The organism is Cellulomonas sp. Root485, assembly GCF_001426705.1.
Lineage (GTDB): Bacteria > Actinomycetota > Actinomycetes > Actinomycetales > Cellulomonadaceae > Cellulomonas.
Genome location: NZ_LMFC01000001.1, coordinates 1,697,225 through 1,723,305 on the forward strand (window position 1 = coordinate 1,697,225; position 26,081 = coordinate 1,723,305).

Annotated in this window: 23 protein-coding genes; 16 read left to right on the forward strand and 7 right to left on the reverse strand. The window is 71.6% G+C overall.

Annotated features, from left to right (window positions below):
* Window positions 1–129 precede the first annotated feature (129 nt).
* Window positions 130–975, forward strand: coding sequence for a hypothetical protein (locus tag ASD16_RS07735; RefSeq protein WP_055914989.1), 846 nt, complete (start codon window positions 130–132; stop codon window positions 973–975).
* A gap of 136 nt (window positions 976–1,111) precedes the next feature.
* Window positions 1,112–2,386 carry a glycoside hydrolase family 16 protein gene (locus ASD16_RS07740; protein ID WP_055914991.1) on the forward strand — a complete coding sequence of 425 codons (1,275 nt, stop codon included), beginning with the start codon at window positions 1,112–1,114 and terminating at the stop codon, window positions 2,384–2,386.
* A 79-nt stretch (window positions 2,387–2,465) separates the two neighbouring features.
* Here the strand turns inward: ASD16_RS07740 and ASD16_RS07745 are convergent, their stop codons facing one another.
* On the reverse strand, window positions 2,466–4,286 hold the full coding sequence (locus ASD16_RS07745; protein ID WP_235523159.1) for a family 43 glycosylhydrolase: 1,821 nt from the start codon (window positions 4,284–4,286) through the stop codon (window positions 2,466–2,468).
* Entirely contained in the window at window positions 4,283–5,935 is a 1,653-nt protein-coding gene (locus ASD16_RS07750; RefSeq protein WP_055914994.1) for a ricin-type beta-trefoil lectin domain protein, read from the reverse strand. Before ASD16_RS07750 ends, ASD16_RS07745 begins: the two co-directional genes overlap by 4 nt.
* A gap of 210 nt (window positions 5,936–6,145) precedes the next feature.
* Between ASD16_RS07750 and ASD16_RS07755 the strand changes: the two genes are divergently transcribed.
* Together ASD16_RS07755 and ASD16_RS07760 are read left to right on the forward strand one after the other, a co-directional pair.
* On the forward strand, window positions 6,146–7,090 hold the full coding sequence (locus ASD16_RS07755; protein WP_055914997.1) for a hypothetical protein: 945 nt from the start codon (window positions 6,146–6,148) through the stop codon (window positions 7,088–7,090).
* A 48-nt stretch (window positions 7,091–7,138) separates the two neighbouring features.
* Window positions 7,139–8,029 carry a phenylalanine 4-monooxygenase gene (locus ASD16_RS07760; protein WP_055915001.1) on the forward strand — a complete coding sequence of 297 codons (891 nt, stop codon included), beginning with the start codon at window positions 7,139–7,141 and terminating at the stop codon, window positions 8,027–8,029.
* On the opposite strand, the gene ASD16_RS07765 is transcribed toward ASD16_RS07760, so the two are convergent.
* Window positions 8,026–9,846 carry an FAD-binding monooxygenase gene (locus ASD16_RS07765; RefSeq protein WP_055915004.1) on the reverse strand — a complete coding sequence of 607 codons (1,821 nt, stop codon included), beginning with the start codon at window positions 9,844–9,846 and terminating at the stop codon, window positions 8,026–8,028. The two genes, ASD16_RS07760 and ASD16_RS07765, sit on opposite strands and share 4 nt — an antisense overlap.
* 97 nt (window positions 9,847–9,943) lie before the next feature.
* Here ASD16_RS07765 and ASD16_RS07770 point away from each other — a divergent pair, with 97 nt between their 5' ends.
* From ASD16_RS07770 to ASD16_RS07805, 8 genes are read left to right on the forward strand one after another with little or no spacing between them, the layout of a single operon-like run.
* Window positions 9,944–11,590 carry a thiamine pyrophosphate-binding protein gene (locus tag ASD16_RS07770; protein WP_055915008.1) on the forward strand — a complete coding sequence of 549 codons (1,647 nt, stop codon included), beginning with the start codon at window positions 9,944–9,946 and terminating at the stop codon, window positions 11,588–11,590.
* A 35-nt stretch (window positions 11,591–11,625) separates the two neighbouring features.
* Window positions 11,626–13,095 carry a fumarylacetoacetate hydrolase family protein gene (locus ASD16_RS07775; protein WP_055915011.1) on the forward strand — a complete coding sequence of 490 codons (1,470 nt, stop codon included), beginning with the start codon at window positions 11,626–11,628 and terminating at the stop codon, window positions 13,093–13,095.
* Window positions 13,077–13,769 (forward strand): GntR family transcriptional regulator, encoded by a 693-nt coding sequence (locus tag ASD16_RS07780; protein WP_055915015.1) that lies wholly within the window; start codon window positions 13,077–13,079, stop codon window positions 13,767–13,769. Before ASD16_RS07775 ends, ASD16_RS07780 begins: the two co-directional genes overlap by 19 nt.
* A gap of 12 nt (window positions 13,770–13,781) precedes the next feature.
* Window positions 13,782–15,266: a 5-carboxymethyl-2-hydroxymuconate semialdehyde dehydrogenase gene (gene hpaE, locus ASD16_RS07785; protein ID WP_055915018.1), complete on the forward strand. Its 1,485-nt coding sequence runs from the start codon at window positions 13,782–13,784 to the stop codon at window positions 15,264–15,266.
* 1 nt (window position 15,267) lies between these two features.
* On the forward strand, window positions 15,268–16,431 hold the full coding sequence (gene hpaD / locus ASD16_RS07790) for a 3,4-dihydroxyphenylacetate 2,3-dioxygenase (RefSeq protein ID WP_055915021.1): 1,164 nt from the start codon (window positions 15,268–15,270) through the stop codon (window positions 16,429–16,431).
* Window positions 16,428–17,216 carry a 2-keto-4-pentenoate hydratase gene (locus tag ASD16_RS07795; RefSeq protein ID WP_055915024.1) on the forward strand — a complete coding sequence of 263 codons (789 nt, stop codon included), beginning with the start codon at window positions 16,428–16,430 and terminating at the stop codon, window positions 17,214–17,216. Before hpaD ends, ASD16_RS07795 begins: the two co-directional genes overlap by 4 nt.
* Window positions 17,201–18,004, forward strand: a complete 804-nt coding sequence (locus ASD16_RS07800; RefSeq protein ID WP_055915027.1) for an HpcH/HpaI aldolase/citrate lyase family protein — start codon at window positions 17,201–17,203, stop codon at window positions 18,002–18,004. The genes ASD16_RS07795 and ASD16_RS07800 overlap by 16 nt, the downstream gene beginning before the upstream one ends.
* A gap of 25 nt (window positions 18,005–18,029) precedes the next feature.
* Window positions 18,030–18,479 carry a DUF1579 family protein gene (locus ASD16_RS07805; protein ID WP_055915030.1) on the forward strand — a complete coding sequence of 150 codons (450 nt, stop codon included), beginning with the start codon at window positions 18,030–18,032 and terminating at the stop codon, window positions 18,477–18,479.
* 7 nt (window positions 18,480–18,486) lie between these two features.
* Here ASD16_RS07805 and ASD16_RS07810 read toward each other — a convergent pair whose 3' ends face one another.
* On the reverse strand, window positions 18,487–19,059 hold the full coding sequence (locus ASD16_RS07810) for an NADPH-dependent FMN reductase (RefSeq protein WP_055915033.1): 573 nt from the start codon (window positions 19,057–19,059) through the stop codon (window positions 18,487–18,489).
* 243 nt (window positions 19,060–19,302) lie between these two features.
* Between ASD16_RS07810 and ASD16_RS07815 the strand changes: the two genes are divergently transcribed.
* A complete protein-coding gene (locus tag ASD16_RS07815; RefSeq protein WP_157453817.1) occupies window positions 19,303–21,741 on the forward strand; it encodes a lysylphosphatidylglycerol synthase transmembrane domain-containing protein in 2,439 nt (812 codons plus the stop codon).
* A gap of 6 nt (window positions 21,742–21,747) precedes the next feature.
* Here the strand turns inward: ASD16_RS07815 and ASD16_RS07820 are convergent, their stop codons facing one another.
* Window positions 21,748–21,954 (reverse strand): dodecin family protein, encoded by a 207-nt coding sequence (locus ASD16_RS07820; RefSeq protein ID WP_055915038.1) that lies wholly within the window; start codon window positions 21,952–21,954, stop codon window positions 21,748–21,750.
* A gap of 96 nt (window positions 21,955–22,050) precedes the next feature.
* Between ASD16_RS07820 and ASD16_RS07825 the strand changes: the two genes are divergently transcribed.
* Together ASD16_RS07825 and ASD16_RS07830 are read left to right on the forward strand one after the other, a co-directional pair.
* The gene (locus ASD16_RS07825; RefSeq protein WP_055915041.1) at window positions 22,051–22,656 is read left to right on the forward strand and encodes an FMN-binding negative transcriptional regulator; all 606 of its coding nucleotides are present in this window, start codon (window positions 22,051–22,053) and stop codon (window positions 22,654–22,656) included.
* Between the two features lie 50 nt (window positions 22,657–22,706).
* On the forward strand, window positions 22,707–22,889 hold the full coding sequence (locus tag ASD16_RS07830) for a DUF1918 domain-containing protein (RefSeq protein WP_055915044.1): 183 nt from the start codon (window positions 22,707–22,709) through the stop codon (window positions 22,887–22,889).
* 17 nt (window positions 22,890–22,906) lie between these two features.
* Here the strand turns inward: ASD16_RS07830 and ASD16_RS07835 are convergent, their stop codons facing one another.
* On the reverse strand, window positions 22,907–23,131 hold the full coding sequence (locus ASD16_RS07835; protein WP_055915047.1) for a hypothetical protein: 225 nt from the start codon (window positions 23,129–23,131) through the stop codon (window positions 22,907–22,909).
* 50 nt (window positions 23,132–23,181) lie between these two features.
* Window positions 23,182–25,455 (reverse strand): LuxR C-terminal-related transcriptional regulator, encoded by a 2,274-nt coding sequence (locus ASD16_RS07840; protein WP_157453818.1) that lies wholly within the window; start codon window positions 25,453–25,455, stop codon window positions 23,182–23,184.
* A gap of 215 nt (window positions 25,456–25,670) precedes the next feature.
* On the opposite strand from ASD16_RS07840, the gene ASD16_RS07845 reads away from it, so the two are divergent.
* Window positions 25,671–26,069, forward strand: a complete 399-nt coding sequence (locus ASD16_RS07845) for an SHOCT domain-containing protein (protein ID WP_055915053.1) — start codon at window positions 25,671–25,673, stop codon at window positions 26,067–26,069.
* Window positions 26,070–26,081 lie beyond the last annotated feature (12 nt).

Below are 26,081 nucleotides of genomic sequence, written 5' to 3' on the forward strand. Positions count from 1 at the left end.
ACGCCAGGTGAGCATGGGTCGCATGTCCGCTCCGGCCGCTGCCGATCACTGATCTCGGGTCTGCCCACCTGATCGCGCCCGTCCCCACGACGGGTACCTGTGCGCGCCCCGACGGCCGGAAGCAGCCCCATGACCCTCCCTTCGTCGTGGGTCGAGATCGCGTGTGACGAGTCCGGGTTCTCCGGCAGCAACCTCCTCGACCCCCTCTCCCCCGTGCTCGTCCATGCGAGCACAGACCTGTCCCTGTCGGAGGCCACCGACGTGGTCGCCCTGCTGCGGTCGCCGCCCGGCGGCGCGTCCGAGTACAAGGCCGGGCGGCTGCTGCGGGCCGACCAGCGTCCGGCGCTGGAGTGGTTCCTCGCGACGCTGCGCGGCCGCGCCCACGTCCACGTCATCGACAAGACCGAGTTCGTCGCCGCCCGGGTGCTCGACCTGTTCGCGGAGGAACCGTCGTACGGAGCGGGCACGAGCCTGGGCCGCGACCACTCCGCCGCCGGGCACGCGCTCCGGAGCCACCCCGAGCTGCTCGCCGCGTTCGTCGACCTCGCCCGCACGAAGCGGCTCCGGTGGGTCGACCGCGACGCGATCGACCGGTTCGTGGCGGCGATGCCCGCCGACGTGCCGGCGCTGCGTGGGCTGACGCGCGCGCGGGTCGAGCGCGTGATGGGTCGGCTGGTCGACGGCGATCCTGCCTTCCCCCCGCCGTTGGAGCCGCTGGTGCCCGCCCTCGCCGAGACGCTGCTGTTCTGGAGCGCCCGGGCGCGGTCGGTCGCGGTCGTGCACGACGAGCAGAGCGCGTTGACCCCTGGCCGGGTGGCCGGGCTGGCGGCGTACCTCGCCCAGGCCGTCTCGCCGTCGCCCGCACCGTTGCGCTCGTTCCGGCAGGTCGACTCGCGGGACGACGCGCGCGTCCAGGTGGCCGATCTGCTCGCCGGGGTCGCCCGTCGGCGCCTCAGTCACCGGGCGGACAAGTAACAGTTACTTGCCAGTCAGTAACACTCGCCGTTACTGTGCCGCAAAACGGACAGGGTCGTCCGCACACGTGCGCAGCGTCGTGACACGTGTCACCGACCGAAGCTGTCCGCTCGCCGAACGGTTCCAGGAGGCAACGATGCATCCCGCACGCCCACGCACCGCCACCCATCGAGCACACACGCTCGCCGCGGCCCTCGGAGCCGCCGCCCTCGTCGCCGCCGGCCTGGTGGCCTCCACCTCGACCCCCGCCGAGGCCGCGATCGGCGACGTCATCTGGTCGCAGGAGTTCAACGGCTCCGCCGGCAGCGCCCCCGACTCCGCCGTCTGGAACTACGACACCGGGGCCGGCGGGTGGGGCAACGCCGAGCTGCAGAACTACACGACGTCCCGCAACAACTCCGCGCTCGACGGGCAGGGCAACCTCGTCATCACCGCCCGGCGCGAGGGCGACGGGTCGTACACGTCCGCGCGGCTGCAGAGCAACGACAAGGTCGAGGTGAAGTACGGCCGCGTCGAGGCCCGCATCCAGATCCCGCGCGGCCAGGGCATCTGGCCGGCGTTCTGGATGCTCGGCGGCGACTTCCCGCAGAACGCGTGGCCGTCGTCCGGCGAGATCGACATCATGGAGAACGTCGGCAAGGAACCGCACCGCATCTACGGCACGGTGCACGGCCCCGGCTACTCGGGCGGCAGCGGCATCACCGGCGCGTACCAGCACCCGCAGAACTGGTCGTTCGCCGACGCGTTCCACACCTTCGCCGTGGACTGGAAGCCCGGCTCGATCACGTGGTCCGTGGACGGGAACGTCTACCACCAGGTCACGACCGCCCGCGTCGGCGGTAACCCGTGGGTGTTCGACAAGGCGTTCTTCCTCATCCTCAACGTCGCCGTCGGCGGCCAGTGGCCCGGCTACCCCGACGGCTCGACCCAGTTCCCGCAGCAGATGAAGGTGGACTACGTCCGCGTCTACGACAACGGCTCTGGTTCGGGCGGCGGAGGCGGCGGAGGCGGCGGCTCCCTCCCCACGGGTACCGGCACGATCCGCGTCGCGAACTCCCTGTGCCTCGACGTGCCCTGGGCGCAGACCAACGACGGCAACCCGATCCAGGTCGTCGGCTGCAACGGCAACGCCGCCCAGCAGTGGACCCGTGGGTCCGACGGCACCGTCCGCGCACTCGGCAAGTGCCTCGACGTCAGCGGCGGCGGGACCGCCAACGGAACCGTCGTGCAGCTGTGGACGTGCAACGGCACCGGGGCCCAGAAGTGGACCTACGACTCCGGGACGCGCGCGCTGAAGAACCCCCAGTCCGGACGCTGCCTCGACGCCGTCGGCGGCACCCCCGTGCACGACGGGCAGCGCGTGAACCTGTGGGACTGCCACGGCGGCGCGAACCAGCAGTGGTACCTCTGACACGCTGACCTCGGAATGACGAAGCTCGGGGGCGACGGTCTGCACCGTCGCCCCCGAGCGTCAGATCAGCGGAGCCGCCTTACGAGCGGGTCCACTGCATGCTGGTCGCCGTGGTGCAGGTCCGCTGCTCCAGGGCAGCGCCGGCGGCGGTCGAGCCGTTGACCACCGTCAGACACTTGTTGCTGTTGAGGTTGACCAGCTGGGAGTAGCCGTCGCCGGTCGATCGCCAGGTGAACGCCTGGTTCGGGTTGGTGTGGCAGGTGTACTGGATCACGGCCGCGCCGTCGGCGGTGGACGCGCCGCTGACGTCGATGCACTTGCCGCTGTGCACGCTCTGCAGCCGCACGGTGCCGTTGCCGGCGTCGAGGAAGCGCCACTGCTGCCAGGCGGTGCCGCTGTTCGTCCACTGACCGATGACCGCGAGGTTGTCGAGGCTGGCCTGCTGGACGTCGATGACCTGCCCGCTGTTGCGGTTGGTGATCCGGTACGCCGTCGGGGTGGTGCTGCCCCCGCCACTGAACTGCCACCAGTTCACGTTGAACAGGTTGCCCGTGCCGCCGGCGAACCGCAGGTACAGGTCGTGCGTGCCGGTCGCCCCGGACACCGCACAGGTGGTCGTCGTCCAGGCCTGCCAGCCGCCGGTGCCTACGACGGTGCAGGTGCCGACGACCGGGCCGCTGGTGCCGTCGAGCCGCACCTCGATCCTGCCCCCGGAGGTTGCGGAGGCTACCCGTGCGGAGAACGAGGATGCCCCGGTGCCGAACGCGACGCCCTTGACCTTGACGTAGTCCCCGTTCTCGATGAAGCCGATGTTCATGCCGCCCTCGGTGGCCGGCTCCGTCTCGATGCCGGAGCCCCAGGCGATCGTCTCGGCCTCCTGCCGGACGTACGGGTCGAGCGTGCCCACACCAGGTGCGCCGGTGGACGTCATGTTGATGGTCGGGATGGTGCCGTCGGAGTTGTAGCTGAACTTCTCGACCGCGACGGAGCGCGTGTAGCCGCCACCTCCTGGCAGCGCCCCGTTGTGGTAGAAGAAGTACGACCCGCCCTTGAAGTCGATGACGCCGGCGTGGTTGGTGAAGCTGCTGCCCTGCGTCGGCATGATCGTCCCCCGGTACGTCCACGGCCCGGTGGGACCGGGCGACGTGGAGTAGCCGAGGAACTCCGAGCAGCACTTCGCCGCGAACACGTTGTAGTAGAGCCCGCCACGCTTGTAGACCCAGGGCCCTTCCTCGTAGAGCGTCGGACGGTTGGCGACGTTGCCGGTGCGGGTCCCGAACCCGGCGGTGGTCAGCGGGATCTTCGTCGCGCTGCCGGAGTACGAGATCATGTCGGCGTTGAGCTTCACGTACCAGAGGTTCGGGTTGCCCCAGTACAGGTACGCCTGCCCGTCGTCTTCGATCATGACGGTCGGGTCGATCTCGTTGGTACCCACCAGCGGGCGGCCGATGGCGTCGCGGAACGGGCCGGTCGGGCTGTCCGAGACGCCCACCCCGATGACCATCTGCCCGGTCGACCGCTGCCGCACGGGGACGTACCAGTAGTACTTCCCGTTGCGGGCGACGACCTGCCCGGCCCACGCGTTCAGGTCCGCCCACGAGAAGGTCGCGAGCGACATCGGGGAGCCGTGGTCCGTCCAGTTCACCATGTCGGCGGACGAGAAGACGCGCCACTCCTTCATCGTGAAGTACGTCGAGGCGTCCTCGTCGTGCCCCGTGTACAGGTACACCCGTCCGTCGACCACCAGCGGCGCCGGGTCGGCGGTGTAGAGGTGCTGGACGATCGGGTTGTCGGCCTGTGCCGGCGCTGCGGGCAGCAGCGTGACGGCGCAGACCAGCGCGGCAAGCACGGCGACGACGGACCGCAGCCTGGTCCTCGCACCTCGGACCTGGGCCGTCACGACTTGCTCCACCGCTGGTTGGTGCCGCCGTGGCACGACCAGAGGATCACGGGCGTGCCGTTCGCGGACGCGCCGCCGTTGACGTCGAGGCACAGCGACGGGAACCGGCCGTTGCTCACCGTGCCGTTGCTGTTGAACGTCCACTGCTGGTTGGTGCCGCCGTTGCAGTCCCAGATCTGCACACGCGTGCCGTTGACCGCGGTCAACGGGACGTCGAGGCACTTGCCGAGGACCTTCAGCGTCTGACCGTCCTGAGTGAACTGCTGGTTGGCGTTGGTGTGGCAGTCCCAGATCAACGTGCCGGTGCCGTTGGTGCTCGTGCCGCGGTCGACGTCGACGCACCGTCCGGCGGACGCGCTGCGCAGCCGGAACGTGGTGGGGGTCGGCGGGTCGACGATGCTGCCTCCGCTGACCCGGTAGACCACGGTGCCGTGCGCCGGGACGCTCGCGGAGATGGTCCCGGTGCTGGTCGAGGTCGCGTTGGTCCACGCGTCCTTCAGCGTGAACGAGCTGCCGCCCTTGCCGATCGCCGCCGCGGTGGTGGAGACCGTCGTGGTGGAGCTGCCCTGGTTGAACAGGGCGACGGCGACGTCACCGTTGGCCAGCGGCTTGGCGAGCACCCGACGCGTACCGTCGTTGGACACCTGGACCGCCTGCTTCCCGAGGGTGTCCTGGTTGATCGCGATGAGGTTGGCGTTCTTGAGGATGTCCAGCGTTCCCGAGCTGGCCGAGCGCAGGTCGTTGCCCATCATGAGCGGGGAGGCCATCACGGCCCACAGCGCGAAGTGGCTGCGCATCTCCGTGTCGGTCATGCCACCCCGGCCGACCTCCATCATGTCCGGGTCGTTGAACCCACCGGGTGCGGCGTAGCCGGCCATCGGCACGGTGACGTTGACGATGTTCTGGATGCCCATCGGGTAGCCGTTGGTCTGGCCGGTGTCCCAGGCGTTCGTGATGTCCTCGGTGGTCCGCCAGAGGTTCGCGACGTCGCTCCAGTTGCGCTGCGGCCCCGTCTTGGAGTGGATGCTGTTCGAGTTGATGCTGTAGACGATGGGCCGACCCGTGGCCTTGAGCGCGTCCCGCATGATGCTCAGCCGGGAGACCTGCTCCGAGATGCTGCCGGTGGGCGAGCACCAGTCGTACTTGAGGTAGTCCACACCCCAGGCGGCGAACTGACGGGCGTCCTGGTACTCGTGGTTGAGGCTTCCGGTGGAGCCGGGGTAGCTGTCGAAGTACTGCGCGCAGGTCTGGTCCAGCGGTCCCTGGTAGATGCCGAACAGCAGCCCGCGGGCGTGCAGGTAGTCGCCGAGCGCCCTCATGCCGCTCGGGAACCGCTGCGGGTCACCCTGCAGGTTGCCCTGCCCGTCACGGTTGGGGTTGAACCAGCAGTCGTCGACGACGACGTACTTGTAGCCCAGGTCCCGCAGGCCGGTGCTCACGATCGTGTCGGCCATCTGGCGGATGAGGGTCTCGTTGATGTTGCAGCCGAACGTGTTCCAGGTGTTCCAGCCCATCGGGGGCGTCCGTGCAACACCGTTGTCCAGCGCCTGGGCCGGTCGAGGGGTCACGACCGCCTCGGTCGTCACCGTGGCGAGCGTGAGCGCCAGGACGCCGAGGACGGCGGCGAACCATCTCTTGCGTGTACGCATGTGCATCTCCTTGCTCCGGGGACGTCCGCGGTGCCGGGAGCTCGCCGGCACGGCGTGTCCTGTGCGGCGATGGCGTCGTTGCCAGCGCGACGCGGCGATGTTATCGCTAACATTTATCGATAAACCGTTTAAGTTGCGCAACTTCCTCGACGTCCGAGGCCGGCACGCCTTCGTCTGGACGGGCAACCCGGGGAGCGGGAGCATCGCGACATGGCGATCCACCACCAGCTCAGGTCCTCGGGTGACCCGTACTTCGCGCACGAGACATACCGCCACCTGCGCACCATGCTCGTCGCGCTCCCCGTGCTCCTGCTCCTCGGCCTCGTCGGCGCAGCGTTCGCCTTCGGTCTCGACTCCATCCAGGGCTCCATCAGCGCGTACTACCTGGGCCCGATGCGGGACGTCTTCGTCGGCTGCATGGTCGGGATCGCGGTGTGCCTCGTCGCCTACCGGGGTGAGGCCCTCGAGGACTACGCCCTGAACCTCGCCGGCTTCTACGCGCTGTTCGTCGCGTTCGTCCCGACGCAGCTGGCGCACTCGCTCGCGAAGCTCGAGACGGAGCAGGAGCGGGCCGACGTCGTCACCTCCCTGCGTGTCACCGTCACCGCCGTCCTGCTGGTCACCGCCGCGTTCCTCGTCCTGGAGGCGAAGACCGGTCACTGGCCGTACCGCGAGCTGCGCAAGAACACCGTGACCAGGTGGTTCTTCCGGATCTCCACCGTCCTCGCGGTCGCGTTCCTCGTGCTGCTCGTGTGGCGCACCGTCGAGGGGACGACCTTCGACAACGTCCACCTCGCGGCCGCCCTGCTGCTCGTCGCCAGCATGGCGACCGCCGTCGCGAGCTACGCCTGGCCCGCACCGACCGGCTCGCTGCGCCCACCCACGGCGGGGTCGAGGAGGCGCAGGGAGTCCGGGAGCACGGGCGACGGCACGGGCACGTACCAGTGGATCTTCTGGCTCATGGTGGTCGGCGGGATCGTCATCGCCGTCGTCGCCAAGCTGGTGTTCACCTCGGAGTACGCGGTGATCATCGCGGAGCTGTGGGAGCTCGGGTTGTTCGTCGCGTTCTGGCTCATCCAGACGATCCAGAAGTGGGAGCCGCCGACGGCCGGAGAGCTGCAGCAGGCGACGGAGGGGGCGACCGGGGGCGCCTGACCCGTGTGGGGGATGCGTCGCCCGCGCTTCTGGCGTAGAACGGATCGCATGTTCGAAGAGGGTCAGCTGTACGCCCCCGTCACCGCGGACGAGGACGGCAAGGCCACCGTGCACCTCGCGGACGACCACCCGGGCGCCAACGACGACGCCTACCGCCGGCGCCGGAACGAGATCGCCGCCCCGGCACTCGCCTGGCAGCCCGGCGACCCGGTGCCGCGCGTCGACTACACCGACTCCGAGAACGCGATCTGGGAGACGGTCTGCCGCGAGCTCGCGCCGAAGCACGAGCGCCTCGCGATCCGCGGCTACCTGGAGGGCAAGGAAGCCCTCGCGCTGCCCACCGACCACGTGCCGCAGCTGGACGAGGTCAGCGCGGGCCTGGACCCGATCAGCGGGTTCCGGCTCCACCCGGCCGCGGGGCTCGTGCCCCTCGACGTCTTCTACGGGTCGCTCGCGGACGGGGTGTTCCACTCGACCCAGTACCTGCGCCACCCGTCGCAGCCGCTGTACACGCCGGAGCCGGACATCCTCCATGAGGTCGTGGGGCACTGCAATCTCCTGGCGAACCCCGCGATCGCCGAGGTCAAGCGCCGTGCCGGGGAGGCTGCGCGCCGGTGCGAGACCGCCGAGGGACTGCAGTACGTGGCCGACGTCTTCTGGTTCACGATCGAGTTCGGCGTCATGTACGAGGACGGCGAGCTGCGTGCCTACGGAGCCGGTCTGCTCTCCTCCTACGGCGAGATCGAGGAGTTCCGCGGCGCCGACATCCGTCCGGTGGACTTCGACCAGATGGCCACGCTCGCCTACGACATCAGCCACTACCAGCCGATCCTGTTCGCGTGCGACGGCATGAGCGAGCTCACCGACCGGGTGGCGGGATTCTTCGCCGAGTTCGACGACGAGGTGGCGGCCCGGCTCGTGCCGCGGAACTCCGCCTAGACGAGCAGGTGCTGCCGGAAGAACGCGGCGAGCTCGTCCGTCGCGTCGAGCGGCAGGACCGCCGCGACGTAATGGTCGGGCCGGACGACGACGACGCAGCCGCCACGGTCGACGCCGCGCAGGTCGAAGATGTCGTCGACCGGGTCCGTGGCGAAGACGTTCTCGTAGTCGATGAGCTCGAACGGGCCGGTGCGCGGCAGGAAGAGCGGCGGGACGGTCGCGATGTCGACGTCGACGTGCCGCTGCTGGTGGACGACCTTGATGTCGAGGACGTCGCGCGCGGGGGCCTCGGGTGAGCTCGCCATCCACTCGGCCCACGTGCGGACTGCGGAGGCGTCGGAGTCGGCGAACGCGTACAGCCGCCAGCGTCCGTCGGCCCGGTGCTGGTGGCCCAGGTGCAGGGGGTTCGCGTCGGCGACGCGGACGACGGGCGCGGACTTGAACCGCTTCCCGACGGGGAAGCCGGTGGCGAGCGCCTGGTGGACCGGTTCGGCGACGACCATCGACGGCGGGTACTGCGTCATGAACCCGAAGAGGAACTCGGTGGTCCGCACGTAGAACTCGGCGAGCCGACCGGGGTCGCCCAGCTCCTCCGGCGTCTTCGCCATGAGGGTGGACCACTCCTTGTCGAAGTCGATGAGGTTCTGCGCGACCACCTGCCGCTCGGCGGAGTACGTGGCGAGCAGGCTCTCGGGGCTGCGACCCGACAGCACGTACCCGAGCTTCCACGCCAGGTTGAACCCGTCCTGCATGGACACGTTCATGCCCTGGCCGGCCTTGGCGCTGTGGGTGTGGCACGCGTCCCCGGCGATGAACACGCGGGGCGTCCGCGTGCCCGACTCCCCCGCCGGGACGTCGTCGAACCGGTCGGTGAGCCGGTGTCCCACCTCGTACACGCTGTGCCAGGCGACGTCGCGCACGTCGAGCGTGTACGGGTGCAGGATCGCGTTCGCCTTGGCGATGATCTGCTCGATCGTGGTGCTGCGGACCTCGTGGTGGGCGTCGGGGTCGATCTCGCCGAGGTCCACGTACATCCGGAACAGGTGGCCGCCCTCGCGTGGGATGAGCAGGATGCTGCCGCCCGCACCGGACTGGATCGCGCACTTGAGGCGGATGTCCGGGAAGTCGGTGACCGCGAGGACGTCCATGACGCCCCAGGCGTGGAACGCCGAGTTGCCCTCCATGGTGCAGCCGATCGCGCTGCGCACCTTGCTCCGAGCACCGTCCGCTCCCAAGACGTACTTGGCTCGCACCACCTTCTGCTGCCCTGCCCGCACGAGGGTGACGTCGACATGGTCGTCGGACCGCACCAGACCTTCGAACTCGTAGCCGTAGTCCGGCACCATCCGGGTCGGGGCGTTCGCCATGTACTCGGCGAAGTAGTCGAGCACGCGGGCCTGGTTCACGATCAGGTGCGGGAACTCGCTGATGCCGCCGGGGTCGTCGGCGGGCCGTTCGCCCCGCACGATGCGGGACGGGTCCGTGGGGTCCGGGTGCCAGAAGCACATCTCGGTGATGCGGTAGGCCTCCTCGGCGATCCGCCCGGCGAACCCGAACGCCTGGAAGGTCTCGACGCTGCGCGCCTGGATGCCGTCCGCCTGCCCGATCGGGAGCCTCCCCGCACGGCGCTCGACGATCCGGGTGGTGACCTCGGGGAACTGGGACAGCTGCGCGGCGGCGATCATCCCCGCCGGCCCGGTGCCCACGATGAGGACGTCGACCTCGTCGGGAAGCTCGTCGGGGCGGTCGATGCCGACGCCTGCCGCGGGCTGGACGCGCGGGTCGCCGGAGACGTAGCCGTGGTGGTGGAACTGCATGGACTCCCCTGACGCCGCTGTCGAGGTGGTGCAGATCGTATATTATCCCTACCGAGCCGCAACGACGCGGTCACCCCGGTCCGAGAGGCCCCGCTCCATGCCGACGGTTTCCGCGCACGTCGCGATCACGCTCGCCGCCCACGTCGACCACGTCTTCGGGGTCATGGGCAACGGCAACGCGTACTTCCTCGACGCCCTGACGTGCCAGACCGGCGCCACCTTCACACCCGTGCGGCACGAGGCCGGCGCCGTCGTCGCCGCCGACGCCTTCCACCGGGCGTCCGGTCGGCTCGCCGCGGCCACGACGACCTACGGGGCGGGGTTCACCAACACCCTCACGGCGCTCGCCGAGGCCGTGCAGGCCCACGTGCCGCTCGTCCTCGTCGTCGGCGACGAGCCGACCTCGGGGCCGCGACCCTGGGACGTCGACCAGATCGCGATGGCCTCGGCGGTCGGTGCCCGCACCTACACCGTGGGTCGCGCGGATGCCGCCGCGACCACCGTCATCGCCGTCGAGCACGCGCTGACCTACCGGGTGCCCACCGTCCTGGCGATCCCCTACGACGTCGCGACCCTCGACACCGGGCCCGTGCCCGAGACACCCGCACCGCGGCTGCCCGCGCCGCTCGCCGTGCGCGGGGCGTTCGCCGACGGCGTCGTGCGGGAGATCGCCGCCGCCCTCGCCACGGCACGTCGGCCGCTGCTCCTCGCCGGGCGGGGCGCCTGGGTGGCCGGCGCGGGCGAGGCCCTCGGCGCCGTCGCCGACGCCACCGGTGCGCTGACCGTCACGACGGCGCTAGGTCGCGGGATCTTCCCGCGGTCGGAGTTCGACCTGGGGGTCGCGGGCGGGTTCGGGACCGAGGGCGCGATGGAGCTCGTCCGGGCGGCCGACGTCGCGGTCGTCGTCGGCGCGTCCCTCAACCAGTTCACGATGCGGTTCGGCGAGCTGTTCGCGCCAGGGTGCCGGGTGTTCCAGGTCGACGTCGCGCCGGCGGCGACGCACCCGCACGTGGGCGGGTACGTCCGAGGCGACGCCTGCGTCGTCGCCGAGTCGATCCTCAAGGAGCTGTCCGACGTCGTGCCCAGCGGGTGGCGCGAGTCCGTCGACCTCACGACGGCCAGGCGGCACGAGCCCGGCGACGGGATCGCCGCGGACGGGCGGCTCGACCCGCGCTCCGCGGCCGCGCGCCTCGCGGAGCTGCTGCCCGAGGACCGTGTCGTCGTCTCGGACGGCGGGCACTTCCTGGGCTGGTCCAACATGTACTGGCCGGTGTCGTCGCCCGACCGGATGGTGATGGTCGGCACCGCGTTCCAGGCGATCGGGCTCGGCTTCCCCAGCGTGATGGGGGCGGCCCTCGCGCGCCCCGAGGCGACGGTGGTCCTCACGACCGGCGACGGTGGCGGGCTGATGGCCCTGTCCGACCTCGAGTCGGCGGTGCGGGTCGCAGCCGGACGTGGGATCGCGGTCGTGTGGAACGACGGGGCGTACAGCGCGGAGATGCACCTCTACGGGCGCAAGGGGCTGGCGCAGGAGCCGATGCTCATCCCCGACGTCGACTTCGCGGGAGTGGCCACCGCCCTCGGTGCCCATGGCGTGATCGTCCGGTCCGTCGACGACCTCGACGTGCTGACGCAGTGGCGAGCCCGACCGGAGGGCGAACGCCCGTTCCTGCTGCTCGACCTGCGGGTCTCCGGCACCGTCGTCGCACCGTTCTGGGAGGAGATCTCCCAGGCGAGCGGCTGACCCCGGGACCGACGGACACTCACGTGAGGACGCACATGACCGACGACAGCACGGACCCGAGGTTCGCCGGCCTGCCCGGACGGCCCGGCAAGATCGTGGCGATCCACCTCAGCTATGCCTCGCGTGCCGACCAGCGCGGCCGCCGCCCCGCGCACCCGTCGTACTTCTTCAAGCCGTCGAGCTCGGTGGCGCCCTCCGGCGGCACCGTCGAACGGCCGCCCGGCACGGAGCTGCTCGCGTTCGAGGGCGAGATCGCCCTCGTCATCGGCACCACCGCACGGCGCGTCCCCCTCGACCGCGCCTGGGACCACGTCGCGTGGGTCACGGCCGCGAACGACCTCGGTCTCTACGACCTGCGCGCGAACGACAAGGGTTCCAACGTCCGGTCCAAGGGGGGCGACGGGTTCACCCCCGTCGGGCCCGACCTCGTCGACGCCCGCGCGGTCGTCCCGGACGCCCTGCGGCTGCGCACCTGGGTGAACGGCGAGCTCCGCCAGGAGGACACCACGGCGGGCCTGCTCTTCACGCTCCCACAGGTGGTCGCCGACCTCTCCCAGCACCTCACGCTCGAGCCGGGCGACGTCATCCTCACCGGCACCCCCGCCGGGTCGTCGGTCGTCGTCCCCGGGGACGTCGTCGAGGTCGAGGTCGACGCGCCGGACGCACCCGGTGCGCCGACGTCGGGCCTGCTCGTCACGACCGTCACGCAGGGCGAGCGCGCGTTCGACGGCGAGCTCGGGTCGTTGCCCGCCGTCGACGACGTCCAGCGTGCTGAGGCGTGGGGCGTGGAACCCGCACCCGCACGGTTCCGCCTCACCGCGGAGCTGCGCGACAAGCTCGCGCGGGCCCCCGTCGCCGGGCTCAGTGCCCAGCTGCGCAAGCGCGGCCTGAACACGGTGACGGTCGACGGTGTCCGGCCGACCCACCCCGATGCCAAGCTGGTCGGCACGGCGCGCACCCTGCGGTTCGTGCCGGGCCGCGAGGACCTGTTCGCCCGTCACGGCGGCGGCTACAACGCCCAGAAGCGCGCGTTCGACACCGTCGACGAGGGCGAGGTCATCGTCATCGAGGCGCGCGGCGAGGCCGGGTCGGGCACGTTCGGCGACATCCTCGCCCTGCGCGCGCACGCGCGCGGCGCCGCGGGGATCGTCACCGACGGCGGGGTCCGCGACCACGCCGCCGTCGCCGCCGTCGGCATCCCGGTCTGGTCGGCGGGTGCGCACCCCGCCGTCCTCGGCCGCCTGCACGTGCCGTGGGACGTCGACGTCGCGGTCGCGTGCGGTGGGACGACCGTCGAGCCCGGCGACGTCGTCGTCGGGGACGGGGACGGGGTCGTCGTCATCCCGCCGGCGCTCGTGGAGGAGGTGGTCGACGCCGCCCTCGCCCAGGAGGAGGAGGACGGCTGGATCGCGGAGCAGGTCGCCGCCGGGCACCCGCTCGACGGCCTCTTCCCCCTGGACGCGCAGTGGAGAGCGAGGTTCGACGCATGGCGCGAGAACCGGTGAGCGAGTCGGCGACGCGGAGCAAGTCGCAGCACGCGTACCACGCGCTCAAGGAGCGGATCGCGGCCGAGGAGCTCACGCCCGGGCACCGCCTGGTCCTCGCGTCGGTCGCGAACGAGCTCGGGATGAGCGTCGTGCCGGTACGCGAGGCGATCCGCCGCCTGGAGGCCGAGGGCCTGGTGACGTTCGAGCGGAACGTCGGTGCGCGGGTGTCGATGATCGACGACTCCCAGTACCGGCACGCCATGGAGACGCTCGCACTCCTCGAAGGAGCGGCTACCGCGCTCGCTGCCCGGCACCTGACCGCCGACGACCTCCGGCCGGCGCGCGAGCTGAACCGTCGCCTCGTCGAGTCTCTCGACGACTTCGACCCGCGGCTCTTCACCTCGCTGAACCACGAGTTCCACGCGGTGCTCTTCGCCGCCTGCCCGAACCCGCGCCTGCTCGCCCTCGTCGAGTCGGAGTGGGTCCGGCTCGGTCACCTGCGCGACTCGACGTTCAGCTTCGTGCCCGGCCGCGCCCAGGAGTCGGTGCGCGAGCACGAGTCGCTGCTCGACCTCATCGAGACCGGCGCCCCGCTGGCGGACATCGAGCGCGCGGCCCGCTCGCACCGCTCGGCCACGCTCGCCGCCTACCTCAGCCACGAGCACCCCGACGACGTCACGACCACTCTCTGAGAGGCGAGCCCCATGCCTGCCGACCTTCCCGACCGCCTCCAGCACTACGTCGGGGGCGAGCACGTCGACTCCGCGGACGGTGCGACGTTCGCGGTCCTCGACCCGGTGTCGAACAAGACGTACCTGCACGCCGCCGCCGGGAAGGCGGCCGACGTGGACCGGGCCGTCGCGGCGGCGCGAGTCGCGTTCGAGGACGGTCCGTGGCCGCGGATGCTGCCGCGCGAGCGCTCGCGGGTCCTGCACCGCGTCGCCGACATCGTCGAGTCACGTGACGCCCGGCTCGCCGAGCTGGAGTCCTTCGACTCCGGGCTGCCGATCACGCAGGCGCTCGGCCAGGCACGCCGGGCCGCCGAGAACTTCCGGTTCTTCGCCGACCTGGTGGTCGCGCAGACCGACGACGCCTTCAAGGTGCCCGGGCGGCAGCTCAACTACGTGAACCGCAAGCCGATCGGCGTCGCCGGGCTCATCACCCCCTGGAACACGCCCTTCATGCTCGAGTCCTGGAAGCTCGGACCCGCGCTGGCCACGGGCAACACGGTCGTGCTCAAGCCCGCGGAGTTCACGCCGCTGTCGGCATCCCTGTGGGCCGGGATCTTCGAGGAGGCCGGCGTCCCTCCGGGGGTGTTCAACCTCGTGCACGGGCTGGGCGAGGAGGCGGGCGACGCGCTGGTCAAGCACCCGGACGTCCCGCTGATCTCGTTCACGGGCGAGAGCCGGACCGGGCAGCTCATCTTCGCCAACGCGGCGCCGCACCTGAAGGGGCTGTCGATGGAGCTCGGGGGCAAGTCCCCCGCCGTCGTGTTCGCCGACGCCGACCTCGACGAGGCGATCGACGCGACGATCTTCGGGGTGTTCTCGCTCAACGGCGAACGATGCACGGCAGGCAGCCGGATCCTCGTCCAGCGCGAGATCTACGACGAGTTCGTCGAGCGCTACGCCGCGCAGGCGGCCCGCGTGGTGGTCGGCCCGCCGCACGAGCCGAGCACGGAGGTCGGCGCCCTCGTGCACCCGGAGCACTACGCGAAGGTCATGCACTACATCGAGATCGGGAAGACCGAGGGGCGCCTCGTCGCCGGCGGCGGCCGGCCCGACGGCTTCCCGACCGGCAACTACGTGGCACCGACCGTGTTCGCCGACGTCCCGCCGGACGCCCGGATCTTCCAGGAGGAGATCTTCGGACCGGTCGTCGCCATCACCCCGTTCGACACCGACGAGGAGGCCCTCGCGCTGGCCAACGGCGTCGCGTACGGGCTGGCGGCCTACGTGTGGACCAACGACCTGCGACGGGCGCACACCTTCGCCCAGGCCGTCGACGCGGGCATGGTCTGGCTCAACAGCAACAACGTCCGCGACCTGCGCACGCCGTTCGGCGGGGTCAAGGCCTCCGGGCTCGGCCACGAGGGCGGGTACCGCTCGATCGACTTCTACACGCACCAGCAGGCCGTGCACGTCACGCTCGGCGGCATGCACCACCCGACCTTCGGCAAAGGACACTGACGTGAGCGCCACCCCGATCACCCCCGGCGGGCCCGAGCCCGTCGTGACCGACGAGGACCCCATCCGGGCGGCCGACCGCATCCCGACGCCGACGTCCCCGCCACCGGACATCCTGCGCGCCGCGTCGATGGAGCTCGTGGTGATGGACCTCGCGGCGTCGCGGAACTTCTACGTCGACGTCCTCGGCCTCGTCGTGACGGAGGAGGACTCCGACACGGTCTACCTGCGCAGCCACGAGGAGTTCATCCACCACAACCTCGTCCTGCGGACAGGGCCGGTGGCGGCGGTCGCCGCGCTGTCCTTCCGGGTCCGCGCCCCCGAGGACCTCGACAGGGCGGTCGCCTTCTACCGCGAGCTCGGGTGCCGGACCGAGCGGCGGGTGGACGGCTTCGTCCGGGGCCTCGGCGACTCGGTCCGCGTCGAGGACCCGCTCGGGTTCCCGTACGAGTTCTTCCACCACGTCCAGCACGTCGAGCGGCTCGCGTGGCGCTACGACCTCTACACGCCGGGCACGCTCGTCCGCATCGACCACTTCAACCAGGTCACCCCCGACGTGCCCCGAGCCGTGGCCCACCTGGAGGACCTCGGGTTCCGCGTGACCGAGGACATCCAGGACGAGGCCGGCACCACCTACGCCGCGTGGATGCGCCGCAAGCCCACCGTCCACGACACCGCGATGACCGGCGGCAACGGTCCCCGCCTGCACCACGTCGCCTTCGCGACCCACGAGAAGCACAACATCCTCGCGATCTGCGACAAGCTCGGCGCGCTGCGGATGTCGGACCGGATCGAGCGAGGCCCCGGCCGCCATGGCGTCTCCAACGCGTTCTACCTGTACCTGCGCGACCCCGACGGGCACCGCATCGAGATCTACACGCAGGACTACTACACGGGCGACCCCGACAACCCCGTGGTCACGTGGGACGTCCACGACAACCAGCGCCGCGACTGGTGGGGCAACCCGGTGGTCCCCTCCTGGTACACCGAGGCGTCGCTCGTCCTCGACCTGGACGGCGTCCCGAAGCCTGTCGTCGCGCGCACGGACACCAGCGAGATGGAGGTCACCATCGGCGCCGACGGGTTCTCCTACACCCGCAAGGGGGACGCCCCCGACGAGCTGCCGAGCTGGAAGCAGGGCGAGTACAAGCTGGGGCACCAGCTGTGACGCTCCCCGCCGAGACCCTCGCCGCGATCGCCGACGAGCTGGCCGCCGCCGAGCGGGACCGGACCACGGTGCCGCTCCTGACCGCGCGCCATCCCGGCATGACCGTCGAGGACGCGTACGCGGTGCAGGGCGAGTGGCGACGCCGGGGGGTGGCCGCCGGTCGCCGGCTGGTCGGCCACAAGATCGGGCTGACGTCGAAGGTGATGCAGGTGGCGACGGGCATCGACGAGCCCGACTACGGCACGATCTTCGCCGACATGGTCTATGAGGACGGTGCGGTGATCGAGCACGGCCGGTTCTCGAACGTCCGCATCGAGGTCGAGCTCGCATTCCGCCTGGCCGAGCCGCTCGAGGGCCCGGACGTGTCGCTCGAGGACGTCCTCGCGGCCACCGAGCACGTCGTGCCCGCGCTGGAGATCCTGTCCTCCCGCATCGCGCTCGAGGGCCGCACGATCGTCGACACGATCAGCGACAACGCGGCGATGGGGGCGATGGTCGTCGGCGGGGCGCACGTGCGGCCCGACGAGGTCGACCTGCCCTGGGTCGCCGCCGTGCTGCGCCGGAACGGGACCGTCGAGGAGTCCGGCGTGGCGGGTGCCGTGCTCGACCACCCGGCCCGCGGGGTCGCCTGGCTGGCCAACAAGCTGGCTCAGCACGGCGACCGGCTCGAGGCCGGCGAGCTCGTGCTCGCGGGCTCCTTCACCCGCCCGATGTGGGTGCACCCGGGCGACACCGTGCTGGCCGACTACCGCGACCTGGGGACGATCACATGCCAGCTCACCTGACGCCGACGTTCCGCGACGCCCTTGCGGCCTCCCCGCGGACGCTGGTCGGCATGTGGGTCTGCTCAGGCAGCCCGCTGGTCGCGGAGATCTGCGCGGGTTCCGGCCTCGACTGGCTGCTGATCGACATGGAGCACTCGCCCAACGGCCTGGAGTCGGTGCTCGCGCAGCTCCAGGCGGTCGCCGCGTACCCGCCCACCCCGGTCGTGCGGGTACCTGCCAGCGACGTGGTCACCATCAAGCAGGTCCTGGACCTCGGGGCGCAGAACCTGCTCGTCCCCATGGTGTCGTCCGCGGACGAAGCCAGGGCCGCTGTCGAGGCCGTGCGCTACCCGCCCCGCGGCCGTCGGGGCGTCGGGTCGGCGCTGTCCCGCTCCGCGCGGTGGAACCGGGTCGACGGGTACCTGGAGCACGCCGACGAGCACGTGTCGCTGTTCGTGCAGATCGAGACGGTCGAGGGTGTGGCCGCCGCGGGAGCCATCGCGGCCGTCGACGGCGTGGACGGCGTCTTCGTGGGGCCGTCCGACCTCGCCGCCTCGATGGGGGTGCTCGGGCAGCAGGGCCACCCGGACGTCGTCGCCGCGGTCCTGCGCACGGTCGAGGCCGTGCGCGCGACGGGCACGCCCGTCGGGGTGAACGCGTTCGACCCCGCCCTCGCACGCACCTACGTCGACGCCGGCGCCGCGTTCGTGCTCGTGGGCGCCGACGTGACGCTCCTCGCGCACGGGTCCGAGGCGCTCGCCGACCGGTTCGCTCCGCCTGCCGTCGACCCCGACGGGCCGGCCTCGTGACGCGGTGCTCTCGGTAGGGTCAGGTATGAGCGTCGTCGACCACCTCGCCCCGATGCTGGGCCGCTGGCAGGGCACGAACCGCCTCCGGCTCATGCCCACCGACGAGTACCAGCCCTCGACCGCGACCGCCACGGTCACGGTCACCGCGGTCCGCTTCGTCTCGATCGCCTACACGTGGTTCGACGGGGACACCCCGCAGGACGGGCTCCTCCTGCTCGGCGGCGAGGTGGAGGCCGACGGCGCGTCCGGCGTGTGGGTGGACTCCTGGCACACGGGCCCGACGTGGATGACCTTCACCGGCGGCACCGCCGACGGTGACGAGCTGCAGCTCCGGGGCTCCTACCCGGCGGAGTCGGGGCCGGACTGGGGCTGGCACATCCACGTGCGGCCGCGGGAGGCCGTCATCACCATGCACAACGTCGTGCCCGGACATGAGCCGTACCAGGTGGTCGAGCTCGCGCTGGAACCCGCCTAGCGTCCCGTCAGCCGCGCGGCAGGACGGTCAGGACACGGACCAGGTGGTCGTGGAACTCGTGCATGTACCCCCGCAGGAACTCGGCCGTCGCCTCGTCCCGGACCGTGCCGTCCGGGGCGAACACGTCGGGCGAGTAGTGGATGTACGCCTCGGGCGAGGTCATCTGGCGCGCGTTGCAGAAGCTCAGGACCGCGCGCAGGCTCTGCTGGCCCACCGCGGTGCCGATCGAGCCGACGGACGCACCGATCACAGCGGCCGGCACGTGGTCGAACGAGTTCTGCCCCCAGGGCCGCGACGCCCAGTCGATGGCGTTCTTCAGGGCACCCGGGATCGACCGGTTGTACTCCGGCGAGACGAACAGGACGGCGTCCACGCCGGCGATCGCCTCCTTGAGAGCGCGCGCCTCGGGCGGGTAGTCCGCGTCGTAGTCGGGGCTGTACAGCGGGAGGTTCCCGATGGGCAGCTCGATGAACTCCAGGTCGTCGGGCGCGAGCGCGATGAGTGCCTTGGACAGGACCCGGTTGATGGACGTGGACGAGAGGCTGCCGACGAAGTACCCGACGGCGTAGGTGCGCGACATGGGTGGTCCGTTCCCGGCGACCGCAGGTCGTGAGCCCGGTCGTCGATGTCGACGAGTGGCTGGTCCCACCACGGTAGGACCGGCACCGGCGTCGTGCGACCGAAGTCGGACATACCACCGGCGGGTTGGGCGCCGAATCACGAACCCGCTGGTCAGGGCCGCGGTACGCTCACCGCAGATCTGCACGGTGCTGACCTCCCGTAGGCGCCAGCTCCCACCTCGTCGTTGTGCCCAGGAGGCTCGATGGCTGTCCGAGCGGAACGGACCCGCAGGAGGGTGGACGGGCTCGTTCGCGTCTGGTCGTCAGCGGCCGGCGCCCCCCGGCTCCGCCGACCGACCGACATCCTCCTGCTCGTCGTCTCCATCCTGGCCCTCGGCGTGCTCGCCCTGGCCGCGCCGGGGCCCACCGGTGCCGACGACGCGCTGGCCACGTTCCTTGCCTGGCTGCAGCCGTTGTTCGGCTGGCTGTGGAGCGTCGTCTACGCCGTCATGACGCTGTGGGCGGTCGGGGTCGTCCTGCTCGCCGCGGCGAGCCGGGGGCGGCGCAAGCTCCTGGTCGACCAGGCGACCGCCTCAGCGCTCGCCTTCGGCGCCTCGATCGGGGTCGGCGCTCTGGCCGGGACCCATCCGTCGGACATCGTCGACGGCCTGGTGTCGTCCGGCCCCCCGGTCGTCTACGTCGCGAGCCGGGTCGCCGTCCTCACCGCGATCATCGTGACCGCGTCGCCGCACCTCGCCCGGCCGTGGCGCTACGCGAGCCGCGTGGTCATCGCCCTGGGCGCGCTGGCGGCGATCGGCCTGAACGCGACGAACCTCCTCGGGGCGAGCGCCGGCATCGCCGTCGGGATCGCGGCCGCGGCGATCACCCACCTCGTCCTGGGGTCGCCGCAGGGGCGCCTGACTGACGCGCAGGTGCAGGTCGCGCTCGCCGACCTCGGCGTGCCGACCACCGAGGTGTCGGCGTCACCGGACCCGACGGCCGTGAACCTGCTGGTCGCCCGCACGGAGCAGGACAGCGCGCTGCGGGTCACGGTCTACGGGCGCGACGCGTGGGACAGCCAGCTCGTCGGGTCGCTGTGGACGGCCCTGACCCGCCGCGGCGAGCGCGCACAGATCTGGGGCACGCGACGGTCCCGGGTCGAGCACGAGGCCCTCTTCACGCTGCTGGCGTCGAAGGCGGGGGTCGCGACGCTCGACGTCGTCGCGGTCGGCGTGGCGGACCAGGGCGATGCCCTGCTGGTGACGACCAGCCCGCGCTCGTCGCTGGCCGACCTGGATGCCGGGACCCTCGACGACGGGCTGCTCGCCGGCATGTGGCGAGCGGTCGTGGGGCTGAACCGGGCCGGCATCGCGCACGGACGGATCGACAGCAGCCGAGTGGTCGTCCGGCTCGACGGCACCCCCGCGCTGGCCGACTTCGACGCGGCCGGCCGCGCGGCCGACGAGGGTGACGTCCGCACCGACCAGGCCCGGCTCCTCGTCTGCACCGCGCTCGCGGTGGGTCCCGACCGGGCGCTCGCCGCGGCGCTCGACGCCGTGGGTGCCGAGGGTCTCGCCGATCTCCTGCCCTATCTGCAGTCGGCCGCGCTCGGGCGCGGCACCCGCGCCGAGGTGCGCGCGCAGAGCTGGACGCTCGACGAGCTGCGCAGCGCGGCCGTCGCGGCTGCCGGGGTAGAGGAACCACCGCTGGAGCGTCTGCGACGGGTGACGCCGCGGTCGGTCGGCACCCTGCTCCTGTCCGCGCTCATCATCTACGTCGTCGTCACGATGCTCGCCGGTGTCGACCTCGCCAGCGTCGCCGCGGCCCTGCGGTCGGCGGACTGGGTGTGGCTCGTCGCCGCGCTGCTGCTCTCCCCGTTCATCCAGACGGCGCTCGCCGGTGCGACCTTGGGTGCCGCCCTCGCCCGGCTGCGGTACTTCCCGGTCCTGATGCTGCAGTACGCCATCCAGTTCATCTCGCTCGTGCTCCCGTCGTCCGCCGCCCGGCTGGCGCTCGAGGTCCGCTTCTTCCAGAAGTTCGGGATCCCCGCCGGCTCCGCCCTCTCGTTCGGGCTCATCGACAGCGTCACGGGCTTCGTCGTGCAGGCGTCCCTCATCCTGCTCATCGTGGTGAGCGGCCTGCCGGGCTTCACCTCGAGCCTCGAGACCGGGTCGAGCAGCGACGCCTCCGGCTCGTCGAGCCCGTCCCTCCTCGCGGTGCTGGTCGCCGCGCTCGTCCTCACCGCGATCGTGACCCTGGCCGTCCCCCGGCTGCGCAACCGGCTCACCGCACGCATCCCGAGGATCCGCGCCGCGATCGCGGAGCAGGCGCGCTCGGCGCAGTCCGCGCTCGGGGTGCTGCGCAAGCCGGCGAAGGTGTCCGCGATGCTCGGAGGGAACCTCGGGGCTCAGCTGCTCCAGGCCGGGGTGCTCGCCCTGTGCCTGCAGGCGTTCGGGCAGACCGCGCACTTCTCGCAGCTGATCCTCATCAACACCGCGGTGAGCCTGTTCGCCGGCCTCATGCCCGTCCCCGGTGGCATGGGAGTCACCGAGGCGGGCTTCACGGTCGGCCTGCAGGCCATCGGGGTGCCCAGCGCGATCGCCGTGTCGACGGCCATCACCTACCGGCTCGTCACGTTCTACCTCCCCCCGATCTGGGGAGCGGCGGCGATGCGCTGGCTCCGGCGCCAGGAGTACGTGTAGCGGCTCCTACTCGGGCTTGTACTTGAACGAGAGCTGGATCCGGGTGCGGTAGAGCAGCTCTCCGGTCTCCCCGACGACGACGTCCTGCTTGGTCACCTCGGCCACCCGGAGGTCGTGCAGCGATCCCCCGGCCGTGCTGATCGCCTCGGCCGCGGCCGCCTCCCAGGACGTGGTGCTCGTCCCGATGACGTCGATCACTCGGTACACGCTCATGGTGCTGGCCTCTCCTCGCTCGGAACAGACGACTCCATACTGGTCGCGGCCGGTCGGCAGCACCACCGTGCGGGCCAGGACGACAGGAGATCGCTCATGCGCCACACCCCCCGGTTCCTCATGACGGACCCGGACGACGTCCGGCGGCTCGTCCGGGCGCACCCGTGGGCGACCTTCGTCTCGCCGGCCTCGACCGGGCTCGTCGCGTCCCACTACCCGGTCCTGGTCGAGGACGGCGACGACGCCGGGATCACCCTGGTGAGCCACTTCGGCCGTCCCGACGAGACGCTGCACGAGCTCGGCCGGCACGAGATCCTCGTGATCGTCCAGGGGCCGCACGACTACGTCTCCCCCAGCTGGTACGCGCCGGGCGACCTCGTGCCCACCTGGAACCACGTCACCGCCCACCTCTACGGCACGCCCGAGATCCTGTCCGACGACGAGAACTACGCCGTGCTCGCGCGCCTCACCGACCACCTCGAGCACGGCCGACCCGGCGCTCGCCGCCTCGACGAGGACGAGGAGGGCACCCGCCGGATCGCGAAGGGAACGGTGGGCCTGCGCCTGCGCGTCACGCGGTTCGACGCCCGGGCCAAGCTGAGCCAGAACAAGCAGCCCGACGTCGCCCAGAACGTGATCGCCCACCTCGAGCGCACCAACCCCGCCCTCGCGCAGGAGATGCGCCGGGTCCACGGGAGCTGACGGTCCGGTCCGCCCGCACGGGGCTAGCCTGGATGTCGAGGTGAGCGACGATGCACGCAGAGGTCGGTGACAAGGTCGTCATCCACGGCCGGACGGTCGGGACGGCGGATCGTGGTGGCACGGTGGTCGAGGCCCGAGGGGCGGACGGTCCGTACGTCGTGCGGTTCGACGACGGGCACGAGTCGCTGGTGTTCCCCGGTCCGGACCTGACGGTGGTGCGGACGACACCCTGACCCGCCGTAGCTCTTGCTCAGCGGGTGCCGGGCTGTTCCTCGCTCGGGTCCGAGGTCGTGAACGACACGACCTCGAGCCCGAGGTCGAAGAGCTGGTGCAGGACCCCCTGGACGTGGGCCTGGTCGGTGAGGGTGCCGACGAGCTCGGTCCTGCCCTCTGCCACCGTGAGCGTCATGCCCTCGACGGCGTCGCCGAATCGGGAGTCCAGCTCACCGGCGACGACGATCGTGCAGAGGATCATCCCGACATCGTGGTCACCCCGGAGCGCGGAGGGACCACCCGCCCGGCTTCTCACCCGGGTGGTCGGTCGTGCGGGAGCGCGGCGTCCAGCTCCTGCAGCCGCTCGATCGCCGCGTCCCGCGACGCGACGCCCAGCTTGCGGTAGGCGGACTTCAGGTGGGACTTCACCGTGTTGTAGGAGATGTAGAGCTGGTCGGCGATCTCGCGCTGCTGGAGCCCGTCCGCGGCGAGACGCAGGACGACGATCTCCCGCGCCGACAGCTCCTCGCCGAACTCGCCTGCGTGCCGCGTGGGCGCGGACAGCACGGCGCGCAGGGCGGCCGCGCGTGCTACCAGCGCGCCCGGGTCGGGCAGCCGGTCGAGGATCTCCTGCGCCCGGTCCACCGCGTCCGACGCGCCGGCGGCGTGGCCCACGAGGCGCTCGGTCGCCGCGAGCAGGAGCAGGGCGTCGGCCAGCCACGCGCTGCGGGGCATGTCCTCGAGGATGTCGATCGCGCAGCGCACGGCGCTCAAGGCGCCCTGCGGGTCGCCCACCCGGCGCGACCGCTCCCCCTGCGCGAGGAGCAGGACGGCCGCGGGGACCGACCGGTCGGCGCCGACCGCACGCAGGACGTCGGCCAGGCGGTCGAGCAGCGGGTCCGCATGGGACTCCGCTCCGGTCGACGACTCCGCGAGGCCGAGGTTCCCGACGGCGAACGCGAGCATGATCGGGTTGGCGTCGCTGATCTCCCCCACCGCGACCCGCAGCGTCGAGGCCGCCGCGTCACCGGCCCCCGCCAGACGCTGTGCCTGCCCGAGACAGGCCAGCGCGATGCCGTGCCAGCTCGGGTTCGGGGCGCCCTCGACGGCTCGGCGCGCCGCGTCCAGAGCGCGGCCTACGTCGTTGACGCCCATGGCGCTGTCCAGGAAGTCGACCCGGAACCCGAGCGGGAGACCGCCCGCGTCCACCGCGCCGAGATCGCCGGTGCGCGCCACGTCGAGCCAGTCCGCCGCGTCGTCGAGGTGGTTCGCCAGGCTCGCTGCCACCGCCCTGACGAACGCGAGCTCGGGGTCCCGCAGGGCCTCGGGCCACGCGAGCGCCGCGAGCCAGCGCCGGATGTTCGCGCCGCGTCCGGTTGCCGACATCGGCTGGACCTGCGCCGCCACCAGGCGTGACGCCAGGTGCACGTCGTGCGCCGCGATCGCGTGGTCCGTCGCGGCCTCGATGTCACCGGCGTCCTCGAGCCACGCGGCGGCCCGCGCGTGCAGCACCGGCACCAGCCCGGGCCGCGTCCTCGTCAGCTCGACCCGCAGGGCCTGGGTGAACAGCTGGTGCGGCTGGTACCACTCCCCCGCGCTGTCCACCGAGATGAACAGGTTCGCCCGCTCCAGGTCGGCCAGGAGCGCGCCGGAGCCCGTCGTCCCCGTGACCGCGTCGCACAGCGGCCCGGTGAACCGGCCGAGGACCGAGACCTGGAGCAGGAAGTCGCGGGTCGCCGGGTCGAGCAGGTCGAGGACGTCCTGTGCCAGGTAGTCGACGACGTGCCGGCTCGCCCCGGAGAACTGCTCGATGAACGTGGCCCTCCCATGCTCCGGCATGAGCAGCGACGCCAGGCGCAGCGGGGCCGGCCAGCCACCCGTGCGTTCCGCCAGCTGATGTCCCTCCGTCGGCGTCAGTCCCGCCAGGCCGATGCCGTCGAAGAAGCTCGCCACCTCGGCCTCGTCGAACCGCAGCGCGTCCGCCCGGACCTCGACCAGGTCCCCGCCGGCGCGAAGCCGCGCGACGCCCAGCGCCGGGTCCGACCGGGTCGAGACCACCAGCTGGACCCGCTCGGGCCGGTACCTCAGGAACTCCGCGAGCAGCGCACTGATCTCGGGGGTCTCCGCGCGGTGGTAGTCGTCGAGGACGAGCACCAGGTCGTCGTCGCCACCGGCCAGCGCGTCGAACAGCCGCGGCATCGCGACGTCACCGATCCGGCGGGGCCGTGCCCGCATCGCGGCCACCGTGGCGCCGGTGACGCGGGGCTCCACGCCGGACAGCGCCGCCGCGACATGGCTCCAGAACCGCTGCGGCTCGCAGTCCCCGGCGTCGAGTGACACCCACGCGAACCGGCCGAGGCGGTCGGTCAGCGCCCATTCGGCCAGCAACGTGGTCTTGCCGAACCCGGCCGGCGCGGAGACCAGCGTCAGGCTGCGGCCTCTCCCGGCGCGCAGGGTGTCCAGCAATGCCGGACGGCGGACCGAACCACGCGGCAGTCGCGGTGGTACCAGCTTCGCCCGGACCACGCCCCGCTCCGACGCCGGCCGGAGCCGACGTGCCTGTTCAGAGCCGATGTCGTGCGTCACGAACTCTCCCCAGGGCCGCTTGATCGCACCCTAGACCCCACGACGCCCGCCCGGACACACCGGACACACCAGGACACGCTCACCCGGGTGATCCGTGCCGGGGGTGATCCCGAGACCTCCCCCGTCGCCCCACGATCGCAGGGGGCCTCGACCGGAGGTCTCACGACCACCCCGGGCTCGGGCCCGACGGTCACGTCACGACGAAGGAGACCGTCATGGGCTTGACGACGACGTTCGGGAGCGGCGACATCCTGCTCTTCATGCTCGAGTTCTTCCTGTTCATCATCTGGTTCTGGCTGCTGATCGCCATCTTCGGCGACCTCTTCCGTGACGACGAGACGGGCGGGGGCGTCAAGGCCCTGTGGGTCGTGTTCCTGATCCTGCTGCCGTTCCTCGGGATCCTGCTGTACCTGATCGTGCGCGGGAAGGGCATGGGCGCCCGCCAGGCAGCCCAGATGCAGGCCGCGCAGTCCGCCTTCGACGACCGGATCCGGAGCGCGTCCTCGTCGTCGTCGTCGCCGGCCGACCAGATCGCCCAGGCCAAGTCGCTGCTCGACTCCGGCGCGATCGACCAGGCCGAGTTCGCCAAGCTCAAGGCCGCGGCTCTGGCCTGAGGCGCACGCCCG